Raw genomic sequence first — 14530 nt, forward strand, 5'->3', positions numbered from 1 at the left:
CTGTTAATTCCGTTTTTATGGCTAAGTATGATCTATTAAATCACGCTATTCTTGGCAATCACATAGGGAACTCTAATGTCGCCAATCAGAGTTCGATCCGGTGAAAGCTGCACGTCCTTATCCAAAACCACATTCTGCACAACTGCCCCTTTACGGATGACGCATTTTTGCATAATAATCGAGTTGCTTACCCGCGCGCCCTCCTCTACCCGCACGCCACGAAAAAGAATGCTGTTCTCGACCTTTCCCCCAATGGTGCAGCCATTGGCAACAAGGGAATGATCCACCTCGGCGCTGTACGTATAACGAGTCGGGGCTTCATACTTGATTTTGGTATGCACCGGCTGATTCCGGAAAAGAGCTTGATATTGCTCCTGATCCAGCAGTTTCATGCTATTTTTATAGTAGCTTTCAATGGAATTAATAACTGCATGATAACCATCATAGCGATACGCGTAGATGCGCAGGCCACTTGGATTTTTCTGAATCGCATCGCGAAAGAAATGACTATCCTGATGAGCAATGCAATGCTTTACCTGATCCAGATACAAGCTTTTGTCCATCACAAACATTTCTAGATAAATATTATGATGATCCTGCTCCTGATGAATACCGGTCACTCGTCCGCTCTCATCAATCTCCAGCCGTACACACGGTGCATGTTCCGTTTCGAGCTGGTGTATGGGTTTGTATACGAGGGTGACATCCGCGTTCTTCTCCACATGATATCGGTATACATCCTCTATATCAACCTTGTTGATATGCTGAGTTCCTGCATGAACAATGGTTTGCCCTGATGAGCGATGGAAAAAGTCCAGATTGTTGTGCACATGCTGCAAATCCCCACGTGATGTGTCCGTCGGATCGTTCCAGTCCGGTGGCAAAATAAACAACCCGCCTCTTCTGCGGTCTAAATCCCATGGCCGACCTTCACCCAAATGATCCAGCAGCGAACGGTATTTGCGGCGGATAAACAGTGCAATATCATGCACCCCTGCATGCATCATATTGGATAAGGTGAAATCAATGAGCCGATATCGACTAGCAAAGGGTACGGCGGCCCCGCACCGAAAATAAGTCAACTCCTTCAATTGATCCAATTCGTGATCCAGGTTGATCACTCCAATGAGTCGGCTCATAGCGGACACCGTCCTTATCCGAGTTATATTCGTGCATGAAGCTGGCTTTCCTGATCGAACAAAATAATCTCATCCAGACTATCTTCAGGTCCAATGACTGCGTTGTCTTCAATAACCATGTTCTCATTTACGATAGCCCGATGAATACGTACATTGCGTCCGATTTTTACATTCGGCATGATGACAGAATCGGTAATAACGCTCCCTTCACCGACTTCAACCCCATAAAACAGTACGGAGTGCCTTACTTCTCCATCCACCATGCAGCCTTCATTTACGATGCTGTTTTTCAGGATCGCCCGTTGGGTTATATACTGGGCAGGCTGATTGGGGCTGCGGGTATAGATGCGCCAGAACGGGTCATTCAGATCTAGCGGCGGGTCCTGAACCAGAAGATCCATATTAGATTCCCACAAGCTCTGAATTGTGCCTACATCCTTCCAATACCCAGCAAACGGGTACGCATACAGCGACCGGCCATGCTGAAGCAATAGCGGAATGATGTCTTTACCAAAATCGTGTGAAGATTCAGAATCACTTGCGCTTTCCAGTAAGTAATGACGCAATACATCCCATTTGAATAAATAAATACCCATAGAGGCCAATGTGCTTTTCGGCTGTTCAGGCTTTTCCTCAAAGTCGTATATTCTCAGGTCCTCATCGGCGTTCAGTATCCCAAACCGTTGGGCCTCTTGAATGGGGACATTGATGACCGAAATGGTGCAATCAGCTCCCTTTTCCTTGTGGTAGTCGAGCATTCGACTATAGTCCATTTTATAAATGTGATCCCCTGACAAAATGAGCACATGCTCCGGGTCATACTGGTCCAAGAAATGCAGGTTCCGATAAATCGCATCCGCTGTGCCACGATACCAGTTGTTTCCATTCTCTTTCTCGTGCGGTGGTAAAACGAAAACTCCTCCATCCAGGCGATCCAAATCCCAGTCGCTGCCTACGCCGATATAGGAATGAAGCACCAACGGCTCATATTGGGTTAATACGCCCACGGTGTCTATTCCCGAATGAGAGCAATTGCTGAGAGGGAAATCAATAATACGATAAGTTCCTCCAAAAAATACTGCCGGTTTGGCCAGTGTGCGGGTCAGTCCTTTGAGTCTTTTGCCTTGTCCGCCGGCGAGCAGCATGGCAACCACTTCCTTCTTTCTCATAACAAAGACCTCCCTGTCATGTGCGTCTGAAGCAATTGTGGCAGGATATTTGATAATATCCATTAAACGTGAAAAGACAGTCGTAATCGTTTCATTACCAAGGGAACGGGTAAGATGTGATGGAAAGGGTAAATGATAGTTATGCGGAACGAGTGCAAGGAATCACTAAATCGTAAAATCCTGTTCATCATTTCACATTTTGGATACTTTTTAGGCATTAGTGTATGACAGCATGATCATAAGGAGGCGTTATTGATGAAGAATAAAAAATGGGTAGTAGCAGCATTGGGAATGGGTGTAACGTATCTGATGAAAAATAAAGGAGCACGCGATAAGGTATTGAATAAGGTACAGACGATGGTCAACCGTACAAAAAAATCTACAAAATCGTAATCGTAAAATTCTAAAGCAAGAAACACGCGAGCCTCTCTGAATAATTGTTCAGGGAGGCTCTGCTCTGACGCTACTCTGCAACCACGAACAACGCACAACACATCGATTCGAGGCTGAATCATTAGAAGGTCAAGCATTCTCCTTCTGTTCTTCTACTTCCATGATATGTTCAATGGTAAAGGTTCGATGCGTGCATTCGGAGGAACGGTACGCTTCTAGAAGACCCGAGGTACGAATGTTCTCTTTACTCACCTTCTTGAAGGTATGAGTAATCTCTACATTGCCCTTGAAAGGAAAAAAGGACAAACCTACCGTCTGATCCGATAACCACTCAGCCCGAACCCGTTCGCTTTCATGACGAACAGCCGGGAAGCTCAACCCTTCAGCAAACCATTCATAATCTGCTGTAGGGGTACCCGGCTCTCGGCTGCATAAAAACAGACTTAATTCGTCGCAAAACAACATTCTCCGTACATCCGTCCGCACTTGATGTTCGAAGGTTACGCCGCATGTCAGCTCCTGTCTGAGCCTCTGGCGACGCTGTTCCTCTGCCTCTTGATAAGCATGCGTAATCTGCTTGTCCTGAGCTTTTTCATGCTCGGTCCGTCCGACGAGCTCCTTGTACATCAAGCTACACAGCAACGCCGCATACGCATTCTCTTGCTCGACTTCATCAATCCCAAGACGATAAAAAACAAAACGCGGACTAAGCGGAAAATCGATAAACGTATAAGGTGCTGACATATAATCATTCCAGAAAGGAGCAGCGTCCAGCCTAATCCATCCCCGGTCATGCTCCCTCGCTGCATATATAAAATCCTGTTTATGGCGTCTATTCTTAAAGGCACTGTCTTCCCACTGTGAAGCCAACTCACCTGAAATATGGGCATGGTCATGCTGCGTCGTCATGATATAAGCTTGATCCGTTTCATAAATAACCATATGCTATCCCCTTCCGTTAGGCGTCTATCTGATATGTGTACAAACTATCGAAGGCCATGGTTATGTTTACCTTCATTCATTATATCAGGATAAGGGTAAAAAGGCAGTGAAGTTTTCTCCATCCTCACTTTCAATTACCCACTAGATTCTTCAATCGAAACTGCTGCGGAGACATCCCTTCCAGTTCACGGAATACCTTGTTAAAATGCTTGGCATTGTCAAAGCCCACAGTAGCCGCAATTTCATAAATCTTGCCCTCCTGACGCCCCAGCAGCTTTTTGGCTTCTGCAATGCGCAGCCTTTTTAAATATTGAACAAAGCTAAGACCTGTATAGGCTTTGAACGCCTGACTAAAATACGTATAATTCAAGGATACTGAATTGGATACTACCGCCATGTTCAAATCCTCGCTGAAATGAGCATGGATGTACTGGATTGCTCGCGTCATGCTGCCGCTTCTATCGGCAATAGCAACGTCCGTTCTGCCAGGCTGTCTATCTATCTCCCCGCTATCATCACGATCATTTAATAGAGAGTTCCGTTGCTGCAATTCTTCGTTCAAAACTGCTAGCGCACCGAACAGCTCCTCCCTCACGATCGGCTTCAGCAAATACTCCCGTGCTCCGCAGCGAATCGCTTCGCGCGCATATTGGAACTCGTCATATCCACTGAGAATGATCACCAAAGGTCTGTCTCTTGGCTCCAGCTTGCGAATATGCTGCATCAGCATAATTCCATCCATAACCGGCATACGGATATCCGTTATCACCAACTCGGGTGAAAACTCCATTACATGCTGCCAGGCTTCCTTTCCGTCCTTAACCAGCACGCATTCATAGAGACCGGAATATTCCCGTTCGATCATGGCTTGAAGCCCCATTCGAATGTTCTTTTCGTCATCCGCAATCAACAGCTTGGTCGTCATGGTCCTCCCCCCTCGTGATATGACGTCTAGGCAAAATCAGGGTTACTGTCGTCGATTGGCCGGGAATGCTGTCCAGTTTAATGCCATAACCTACGCCATACTGCATACTCAAACGGCGATGCACATTGTACAAGCCGATCCCTCCATGCATTCCGGGCTCGTAGGAATCCATATCCGAATGCATCAGACCAGCCATAATGGCATTCTTTCTTTCTTCAGATATCCCCACTCCGTTATCCTGTATACGCAATTCAACAATATCCTGCTTGGAGTAGGCTTCAATGGTGATGAGGAATGGTCTTCGCAATGTACTCCAACCGTGCTTTATTGCATTTTCGACTATAGGCTGCAGCGACATTTTCAGCATTTCCAGTTCCATAAACATCGACGACAGGCGAATGTCCAGCCCAATTTGGTTGTCATGGCGAATGTTCATAATGGCCACATAATGCTGAATATGACGAATTTCATCGCGCAACGCAACACACGGCCGGGACCATTGAAGATTATAGCGCATCATCGAACCCAGGGAAGTGAGAGCATCTGACAGCGGATATTGTCGTTCCATCTCCGCCATCATTTTTAAATTTTCCAATGTATTATATAGAAAATGGGAATCAATCTGATGCTTGAGTCCTTGCAATTCTGCCTCCTGAGCAGCGGCCTGCTTCTGTACAGCCTCAGCAATGAGCACGTTAATCCGACTTAGCAAACTGCGAAAATATAGAGCCAGCTCCGCGACTTCTCCCCGCCCATATACCGGGATTGTAAGCTGAAAGTCGCCCTCCTGCTGTACTCTTTTCATAGATTCACGCAGTGTATGCAGCTGCTTGAGAATAAGAGCGTGCAAGGTATAAGAAATGACGGACATTAACAATATCAATATACAAATAATGAGTAGCATGGCATTGCGTTTGTGACGGAGGTCACTCAGCGGACCGTCCAGCGCCACTATATTTAGCAGATAGGCATCCAGTCCTTCTATATAACGGTACAAACCAAGATAAGGCTTATTCCCATAGGTAAAGTCAAAAGCACCACCCTGTCCCTGAACGCGGGACTGTAACAGATGGTGCACATGGGACAGAGGGATCGGAATGGGATCAGGTTGAATGGAAGCTGTAGCTATATCGGTAGAAGACACTAATTCTCCACCGTTTGGAATGGAATCCTCGGCGTTTAGAATGAACATTTGCCATGCATAATCACGTGGTGGGGTACCAAATACTCTAGGCGAAAAGAGCTCTAGCCTCATATTGGTTTCCACCAAACCTGCGTGTCTTCCTCCGCTTGCCTGAATTTCACGCAGCAATGCCATATACTGTACCGCTTCATTTTCCTGCCCTGCTTGCCCCTGCAATAAGCTCTTAGGTCCCTTGTATATATCCCACCATATTCTTCCTTGCTGATGTTGAGCTGTTGTCAGCCAGGAAGTTTTAGGCAGGCGTGACTCATTGAAAATCATGGGCCATATTTCATGGGCCTGGGGATTATTTGTATACAGCCGGATATTCTCAATGTTGGGATTGCTGTAGAGCAAGTGCTGTAAATTAGGAAACACATTTAAGTTAAATTGAACCAGCTCATCGCTGCTTATTTCACGTTCCTCGGTTAGATAATGAAGTACGTTACGATCTGAAATCGCAAGCTGTGCGGTCCGCTCCATAATTTCCATATTACTGTGAATCTGGGCCAGTTCTGTATCGAGTACATACTGATTTTGTACGGTAATGTCGTGCATGGTGTTCTCGTACAATTGATGAAAGGTATAAAGCGAGAACACTACAACCGGGATTAAAATGACTCCGATATAAGCGACAATGAGCTTGACTTGAAGAGAGCAACCGCCTAGCTGATCGGCCGTATCCGTCAGCCACTGCCATATGTGACGGCGCAGCAGGCTCTTCATCTGTGAACGTACACGGCCTGACATGAAATCACATCCTTAGCGCTCAATAAATAAAGTATTGAACGAGATCATTTCGTGAACTGTTCCATTTTTTTGATGTTTTCCTCATAGGCTTTTTGCTGATAAGCCAATACCTTGTCATAGCCTGCTTTTTTGCGGTCTTCCAAAAAGCGGGCAAACAGCTGATCGAACTCCTCATCCGAGGAAGCCAGCAACAGCTTCGGTAATGCCTTGCCCCAAATTTTGTCTATCTGGCCTGACGCAATGCCTTCTGCCGAGGTACCGGTTGGTTTGATATTTTCATATTGGGAGAAGCTGTGGGTCTTGCCTTTCGTCCAATCTTCCGGCTGCTTATACGGCTCGACGCTGGGCGGCGCCCACTGCAAACTCATATTTGTATCCATCAGCATCCAGAAGGTGGAGGAGGCGCCATACTTTTTGTCAAAACCAGAGCGATCCTTGTTCAGCAGCTCCAGTACCTCTGGCTTGAAGGCTGGCTTACCGTTAACTGTGTCCCACAACTTTCCCTGCTCCCCCAGATACAGATCACGGTTCCCTTCCTCACTAATCAGATAAGTCAGAAATTCAATAGCCCGCTCCTTGTCTTTCACATCCTTCGAAATAAGTGTCACTGTCCATCCGGAAATGCCTGGCCCAGCCAGCGTTGGCGGCTCTAGCTTACTGTTGGAAGGTCCATCCACTGCAATGTAGACGGAGTTGGGATCTTTCGCATGCAATGCCACCTGTTGTGTAGCAAAATCAGACCGCTGATATAGCATGGCAAAATACCGTCCCTGTGCCACCTTTTCTTCCATTTGCGGACGTTTGTCGATAAATACGTCCTTGGCGATCAGGCCCTGCTCATTGGCTTGGCGGAATGTTTTGAGCCAGCGAATGTACTCTTCGTCCGAACGACGGTCATACAGTTTTCCGCCCTTCTCGTGAGGAATGGCTAGAAAATTAAGTAAATAGTCTTCAAAAGAATAATTTCCGTTATCCGTAAATTCGTGGAACCCTATCGGGATCAGCGGCTGACCGTTTACCTCCGGGAATTTTCCCTTTGCTTTTTGAAGCGCTTTCAAAAATCCTTCCGGTGTTCTCATATCCGGCTTGCCAATCGCCTCGTACATATCCTTACGAACCATAAACGTTTGATTGGAGACAAAATTTTGGCCGTATTTTTGGTAATCCTGCGGTGAAGAGGACGCGTTAGGATACCCATATACATTTCCGTCTGTTTGACGATACCATGACATTTTAGCTGGGTCTGCCACTTTAATCAGATATGGATCATATTTCTCGGCCAACTTGTTAAGTGGGAGCACCATCTTGCCCTCGATCATTTTTTTGATTGCATCTTCTCCCCAACTGAGCGTGACAAAATCAGGCAGTTTGCCCGAGGCGAGCATGGTATTCAGTTTTTCATTTTCATTTCCTGCGGGTACGATAAAATTAACACTGACTCCAGTCTTTTGCGTCACATACTTCGAAGTCATATCCGTCCCCCACTTGTTCGGGAACCAGGAAAAATTCAAATACCAGTCAAACGTTATCGGCTCTGTATCCGCCTTCCAGCCCGGCGCATCTGCCGTAGCCTTTGTCTTCTCATCTTTCAATTCCGTGGCAGCGCCATTTCCACCCGACGTACATCCCACGAGCGGTCCTACCAGCAGAACAACAGCCAACAGCCCCTTTTGCCATTTACGAATGTTCATCATAAATCTCCCCCTTAGATGATGTGCTAGCCCTTAACCGAGCCGATCATTAGCCCTTTGACAAAATATTTTTGCAGGAATGGGTATACCAGCACAATCGGCAAAGTCGTTATGACCATCGTCGCCAGCTTGATCGATTGTGAAGTAACGGACTGGGCGACAATCCCGGGTGCGGCAGACATCATTTGATTTGAGCTGGATTGGGCAACAACCCGGTACAAATACGTCTGAATCGGCTGAAGATCCGTATTATTGATATAGATCATTCCTGTAAAATAATCGTTCCACTGGTACACCCCATGAAACAAGGCAATTGTCGCTACTACTGGCATGGATACAGGAAGCACAATCCGGCAAAAGATGCCGAAATCGTTGGCTCCGTCTATTTTCGCAGCTTCCTCCAGTGCATCCGGCAGTTCCCGAAAAAAAGCCATAAAAATAATAAGGTCGAAAAAGCTGAACATCGCAGGAATAATGTACACCCAAAAGCTGTCCAGTAGCCCGAGATCACGAATCAGCAAATACGTTGGAATCAAACCTCCACCAAAAAACAGGGTAATGGTGCCGATCAGCATATACAGCTTGCGCCCGATCAGCTCTCTACGAGAATATGCATATGCAATCATGGCGGTAAAAAACACATGCACAATCGTGCCGATTAGCGTCTTGGCGACCGTTACTCCCATCGCAGTCATAATGCCGCTGTTGGCAAACACAGCCTGATAGCTGCTGAGACTAAAGAGTCTCGGCCACCAGTAAATGCCGCCTCGCATTGCGTCTGCCCCTTCGTTAAAGGAGTTCACCAGCACATACCACACGGGATATAACGTTACAAAACAAATGACCAGCATAAAAACGTTGTTAAATAAATCGAATATCGCTTCGCCTGCTGTTCTGCGTCGCAATAGCTGCATACATCCGTCCTCCTTCAAAATAGAGAGGTATTATTCATCCGTTTGGTTACAGAATTGGCTATCAGCAGCAAAATGAGAGCAAGAACCGATTTCAGCAATCCTACCGCAGTAGAATACGAAAAACGTCCCTGCTGAATGCCCACTTGATATACATAAATATCAACTACATTACTTGCACTTTCATTCAGCGAGTTACGCAGGACAAGAATTTGATCAAAGTTAGAGTTCAATATGCCGCTGACCGCTAAAATAAACAAAATGGATATTGTGCCCTTGATCGCAGGAAGTGTGACATACCACATTTTCTGAAACCGTCCTGCTCCATCAATGGTGGCCGCTTCGTACATGTCCGTAGATACGCCCGCCATTGCTGCCAAATAGATAATGGCTGACCATCCAAGCTCCTTCCAAATATCCGAACTGACGACAATAGTCCAAAAATAGCCCGGCTCGGCTAAATAACTAATCGGCTGGTCGATCCAGCCCCAAGCCAGCAACAATTGATTGATCAATCCGGTATCTGCCAGCCACGTGGTTAAAATCCCGCCAAGAATGACCCATGATAGAAAGTGAGGAAGATACGAAATGGTCTGAATGGATTTTTTGAACCGCGTAGACCGGATTTCATTCAGAAACAGAGCAAATACAATAGGTAACGGGAACCCGATCGCCAGCTTAAGCAGGCTAATACCCAGTGTATTTTTGACAATGTACCAGAAGTTATCATCCTCCAAGAAGGCGCGAAAATGCTCTAACCCCGCCCATGGTGCGCTTGATATAGTACCAATAATGTCAAAATGTTTGAAAGCAATCAAAATGCCGTACATCGGAATGTAATGGAAAATAATCATCCATACCACTCCAAGTAGTGCCATGGTCTGCAAATGTTTTTGCCCCCCCCATCTGCGGGCTAGTGACGTCCATCTCCCCGATCGAACCGATGGCTGTGGTTGTGGTTGTGGATTTTTCCATCCTGTACTCATACAGAAGACCTCCCCTCTCTATAATGTAAGCACTTACATTTATTATTTTAGGGGCTTTTGCTTCTAATGAGTAGTACTTGATTTTTTGATTTTGGTGTCTAAAGTTCAGGTGGAGATAGGACAATACGTAAAAAGTTTCTTCCAGCCTTTGGATTTTCTATATCTATTAATTCACAAAAAAGACTATCAGATGGTACGATAAGACTATATGGAATTCCAATCATTACCTATGACCTAGATCAGGAGGATTAAGAATGGAAGAATTGGTTCGTTCAATTCAGAAACAGGTTCGGATAAAAAGGTTTGCCTGCTGGGCAGGGCTCATCATGTTTGGCCTGTGTACTTTAGTTGGCATTGCAGCTGAGGAATGGTTTATGGCGCTTCTGGGACTCGCAATGACAGTCTTATCAATCTATGGATTAACCATGATGCGTGGTATGACGAAGTTTAATAAAGAGTATCAACCGGGAAAAGGATACGGTTATTATCGCCGTACGGCACAGCAAAAGCTGCGTTATTTGACTTGGGGACAATGGATACTCGGCGGCTTTATCGTCCTAATGTTCTTTATATATCACGTCCGTCTTAGTGCTTTTCTTATAGCTATCTTGGGGATCTTGACCATTCAGTTCAGTATCAAAAAACGAATTAAAAATCATCAGGAGCCTGACGTCACAGAGTTGGATGAGTTTGTACGAATGGGGATTGTTTCTCCGCATGAGCAGACTATTGGAGTGTATAAAGATTTCCTGCACCTTAGCCATACGTTTCAGGGCAACCAAATTGTTATCGTTACAGACAAACGGCTGATATCTGTGTTTGTAGAGGAACAAGGACGTGCGCTAAAAACGGAAATGCTGCTATCGAGTATAAACAAAATACGTGCAATCGGTACGGGTTTTCAGGGTCAAGGTTTATTGCTGTCTGTAAGCAACCGTGACCATAACGAGCTTCACATTCATATGGTCGGGAAAAGTATTTACTTTTCGCCAGAGCAATTCGTGGGCTCCTTGCTACGGGCACTGGACGCAGCGTTAAAGATTGGATCATACAGTACGAAAGAAACATTCCCCGTTTACCAACAGACAAGGATTTCATTGCATCCATTAGAACAAAGTTTGTTGCACAAGCCTACCACTGCCTAAATATTCCTCGCAAAAAAAACCAATAGCAAGCAAGCCCTGATCTTAATGAGCTTACTTGCTATTGGGTTAATTAAAACAACTAATTTTCTACCATTTTCCCTTATTAATGATTGGCTCCATGATAAAACACAGTGATGAGATCATGACTAGTAACAAACACCAGCAAACTAAACAGACTGAGCGATAGCGGCCGTGAAATCAATTTTTTCATCCTTTAACACTCCTTTTAGAATCGTTATATATTGGTCTTGCTGTGTTGCTGTAGCTTGGGATCTGAAAATCTCAAATATAGCAGTACATTTTCTAAACTCATGCTCATGTTCCATACCCAGGGTATCGGACAGCTTGAGAGATTGCAGAATATAGCCCAACGCAACCGTAAACTGTCGCAGCTTTATATAATAAAGAGCCAGCTGATAGCAGAAGCGAAAATAATAGGATACATTCACAGGCTCTTCAAAATATTTGAAATCTTCAATTTGTTCGGCAAATGATTCAAGCACACGCTCTAAAGGATAGTCGTGTCTGGCCGCCCCCTCAACAATGGAAAGAAGCCCCGGTAACAGTTCTTCTGGATTGTCACGAAGAAATTGAACGTATTCCTGCAATACCTCGGAACGCCCCGATAAAATATCAAGAGCATATAAATTGGCTCTTGCAGCATGGCGATAATATTCCACTTCTGCTTCTCCATACGGATCGAGGCCATTAAACCAACCCAACTCTGCATATTTTTCAATGCAATCTCGAGCGGCCTCATACTTGCCTTGTTTTTGGAAGGCCATGCCTTTCATAAGATGACTGTAGCCGTAGTAGTAGACTAACGGCCGTTTGGTATGTATGGGTTGTATAGGTTTCTTGCACGCTTTGTAGAGCTGCAACTCCTGATACTTCTGGTTGACATGGGAATACAGCTGGTCGCATAAAGCGATCATATTGGTACCATCCATAAATGAAAAGGACAGCTTAATCATGTTAACAAGTGTGTCTAGATCTGTGATGTCGGAGTGAACAAGATCATCCACCCTCCCCACCTCCTTGTCCGACTTTTGTACTCATCAAACAAAACATGATCTATATCCCAACTAAAAATAACTTAATTACGTATTTATTACGTATTTATTACGTAATTAAGTTATATCATAAAATCAGACATGTGGCAAGGAAATTATAATATATTCCAATTTTCAAAATGTGGATGCCTATAGAGCATTCATTTGTTCAGTTCCATATGAAGCAAAGGGAATGCCCGGCCTGATCCATCCAGCGCAGATCGTCCTGTTGGTACAAAGCCGTAATGTCTGTAGAAAGCATGCGCCTTCTCGTTTTGCTCATTCACATCCACTTTGAGGTGCGTCCCTTTTATTTTTTCAGCATGCTGGATGAGTCGGCTGCCTGTGCCCTGTCCGTGCCATTCAGGATCGACAAACAGCATTTCTATTTTCTGCCCGTCCAGCCCGATAAACCCTATCGGCTCCTGAAGTACCGTACACTCCATCCAAACTTCAAGTTCTCTTAAAGCGCCGTTACTTATGATGTGATGGTAAAATTGAATGTCTTCTTCAGACAAAAATGTGTGCGTTTGGCGTACTGCCCGATGCCAAATATCTACGAGTTGATCATGATTTTCTTCCCGATAAGCAATAATTTTATGTTGCACTGTATTTCCCCCTTATGCGAATATCCATATAGCATATTTTGCAGTAAGTTTAACAGCGTATTTAGAAGTATTCAAACACAAAAAAGGAAGCGGATCCATCCGCCTCCTTTAGGTTACAACCCTTTTACAACGTAACACCATTTTTGAAAATAGCAAGCTCCCTGAAATTGTTTTTCTCATTATTCACCCAGGTTCCGCTGGCTACATCGATAATATAATCGACAAAGTTGCGTAGCGCCTCTTCCATACTGACATCCTCAACCAGTGAACCAGCGTTATAGTCAATCCAGTGAGGTTTAGCCTTATATAACGGCGAGTTGGTCGACACCTTCATCGTCGGAACGAAGGAGCCAAAAGGCGTGCCACGCCCGGTTGTGAATATGACGAGCTGACAGCCCGCTGCAGCAAGAGCTGAAGAAGCAACCAGATCATTCCCCGGCGCGCTGAGCAGATTAAGTCCCTTGGTCTTGAGACGCTCCCCGTACTGAATGACATCGGTGACCGTGGAAGACCCGGATTTTTGCGTACAGCCCAGTGATTTATCCTCCAGTGTCGTGATGCCCCCTGCTTTATTGCCTGGTGACGGATTTTCGTATACTGGCTGCTTATAATCCAGAAAATATTGTTTGAAATCGTTAATCAAATGTACGATCTTATCAAATACTTGCTCATCGGCAGCGCGTTCCATTAAAATCGTCTCCGCGCCGAACATTTCGGGCACCTCCGTCAGTACGGTCGTTCCACCCTGTGCTGCCATATAATCCGACAGACGCCCAAGCAGTGGATTGGCAGTAATACCCGACAGGCCGTCAGATCCACCGCATTTTAAGCCGATGTTCAGCTCAGACAAAGGTACAGGCTCCCGTCGATCTTCTTGTACGGCTGCAAATATTTCATGGAGCAGCTTTACCCCTTCCTCCACTTCATCCGACACCTCCTGGGAAAGCAAAAACTTCACCCGCTCCGAGTCGTATTCACCGATGGCTTCTTTGAATTCTTTCATTTCATTGTTCTCACAGCCCAAACCAAGTACCAGTACGCCACCCGCGTTTGCGTGTTTCACGGCATCAATCAAAATCGTGCGCGTATGTGCATGGTCGTCGCCCAATTGAGAGCATCCATAGTTATGCTTGAGCACAAGTGCATTTTCAAAAGGTGAGATATCTCCCACTTCCTGCTTAAAACGATTTAAAATGAGTTCGGCAATTCCGTTCACACAGCCGACCGTCGGCACAATCCACAACTCATTGCGAATCCCTACACGACCGTCCTTTCGCCGAAATCCTTGGAACGTCCGACTCTCCTGTTCATATATATGAGGAGCTGGCTTAGGCTTGTAAGTATATTCCTCCACACCTGTCAGATTCGTTTTCGTATTATGCGTATGCACATGCTGACCTGCCTGAATGGGCTGAATGGCATGACCGATGGGATATCCGTATTTCAGGACATGCCCACCTTCAGGTATGTCCTGTAGCGCAATTTTGTGCCCACGCGCTACATCCTCGGCCAGCTCCACGCATTGTTCTTTTTGTGCTCCCCATGCCAGCGTTTCTCCCTGCTTGTAATCACGCAAAGCGACAGCCACGTTATCTTGATCATGAATTTGAATGAATTCCAGCATTCCAGTCTCCTC

General features: G+C 45.5%; 13 protein-coding genes. 2 read left to right on the forward strand and 11 right to left on the reverse strand.

Annotation, left to right across the window (positions count from 1 at the left end; all coding sequences use genetic code 11):
* Nucleotides 1-35: 35 nt before the first annotated feature.
* Nucleotides 36-1139, reverse strand: coding sequence for a glucose-1-phosphate adenylyltransferase subunit GlgD (glgD, locus tag OIU26_RS13920; protein WP_264217175.1), 1104 nt, complete (start codon nt 1137-1139; stop codon nt 36-38).
* Between the two features lie 23 nt (nt 1140-1162).
* Entirely contained in the window at nt 1163-2308 is a 1146-nt protein-coding gene (locus OIU26_RS13925) for a glucose-1-phosphate adenylyltransferase (RefSeq protein WP_025679046.1), read from the reverse strand.
* A gap of 255 nt (nt 2309-2563) precedes the next feature.
* Here OIU26_RS13925 and OIU26_RS13930 point away from each other — a divergent pair, with 255 nt between their 5' ends.
* A complete protein-coding gene (locus OIU26_RS13930; RefSeq protein ID WP_264217176.1) occupies nt 2564-2701 on the forward strand; it encodes a hypothetical protein in 138 nt (45 codons plus the stop codon).
* Between the two features lie 129 nt (nt 2702-2830).
* On the opposite strand, the gene OIU26_RS13935 is transcribed toward OIU26_RS13930, so the two are convergent.
* From OIU26_RS13935 to OIU26_RS13960, 6 genes are all read right to left on the reverse strand, one after another.
* A complete protein-coding gene (locus OIU26_RS13935; protein WP_264217177.1) occupies nt 2831-3643 on the reverse strand; it encodes a DUF3891 family protein in 813 nt (270 codons plus the stop codon).
* A 130-nt stretch (nt 3644-3773) separates the two neighbouring features.
* Nucleotides 3774-4568, reverse strand: a complete 795-nt coding sequence (locus tag OIU26_RS13940; RefSeq protein ID WP_264217178.1) for a response regulator — start codon at nt 4566-4568, stop codon at nt 3774-3776.
* On the reverse strand, nt 4540-6501 hold the full coding sequence (locus OIU26_RS13945) for a sensor histidine kinase (protein ID WP_264217179.1): 1962 nt from the start codon (nt 6499-6501) through the stop codon (nt 4540-4542). The genes OIU26_RS13940 and OIU26_RS13945 overlap by 29 nt, the downstream gene beginning before the upstream one ends.
* 44 nt (nt 6502-6545) lie before the next feature.
* Nucleotides 6546-8192 carry an extracellular solute-binding protein gene (locus OIU26_RS13950; RefSeq protein WP_264217395.1) on the reverse strand — a complete coding sequence of 549 codons (1647 nt, stop codon included), beginning with the start codon at nt 8190-8192 and terminating at the stop codon, nt 6546-6548.
* 26 nt (nt 8193-8218) lie between these two features.
* On the reverse strand, nt 8219-9106 hold the full coding sequence (locus OIU26_RS13955) for a carbohydrate ABC transporter permease (RefSeq protein WP_013370871.1): 888 nt from the start codon (nt 9104-9106) through the stop codon (nt 8219-8221).
* A 14-nt stretch (nt 9107-9120) separates the two neighbouring features.
* Nucleotides 9121-10089, reverse strand: a complete 969-nt coding sequence (locus tag OIU26_RS13960; protein WP_264217180.1) for an ABC transporter permease subunit — start codon at nt 10087-10089, stop codon at nt 9121-9123.
* Nucleotides 10090-10343: 254 nt separating this feature from the next.
* Here OIU26_RS13960 and OIU26_RS13965 point away from each other — a divergent pair, with 254 nt between their 5' ends.
* Nucleotides 10344-11234 carry a hypothetical protein gene (locus tag OIU26_RS13965; protein ID WP_264217181.1) on the forward strand — a complete coding sequence of 297 codons (891 nt, stop codon included), beginning with the start codon at nt 10344-10346 and terminating at the stop codon, nt 11232-11234.
* Between the two features lie 167 nt (nt 11235-11401).
* Here OIU26_RS13965 and OIU26_RS13970 read toward each other — a convergent pair whose 3' ends face one another.
* The 3 genes from OIU26_RS13970 to OIU26_RS13980 all read right to left on the reverse strand — a co-directional run bounded on the left by OIU26_RS13970 (nt 11402) and on the right by OIU26_RS13980 (nt 14518).
* Nucleotides 11402-12259: a hypothetical protein gene (locus tag OIU26_RS13970; RefSeq protein ID WP_058710475.1), complete on the reverse strand. Its 858-nt coding sequence runs from the start codon at nt 12257-12259 to the stop codon at nt 11402-11404.
* Between the two features lie 188 nt (nt 12260-12447).
* Complete coding sequence (locus OIU26_RS13975) at nt 12448-12894, reverse strand: GNAT family N-acetyltransferase (RefSeq protein WP_058710476.1); 447 nt, start codon at nt 12892-12894, stop codon at nt 12448-12450.
* A gap of 124 nt (nt 12895-13018) precedes the next feature.
* On the reverse strand, nt 13019-14518 hold the full coding sequence (locus tag OIU26_RS13980; RefSeq protein WP_013370866.1) for a UxaA family hydrolase: 1500 nt from the start codon (nt 14516-14518) through the stop codon (nt 13019-13021).
* Nucleotides 14519-14530: the final 12 nt, after the last annotated feature.

It is taken from the genome of Paenibacillus sp. BT-177, assembly GCF_025846815.2.
Classification (GTDB): Bacteria; Bacillota; Bacilli; order Paenibacillales; family Paenibacillaceae; genus Paenibacillus; species Paenibacillus polymyxa_C.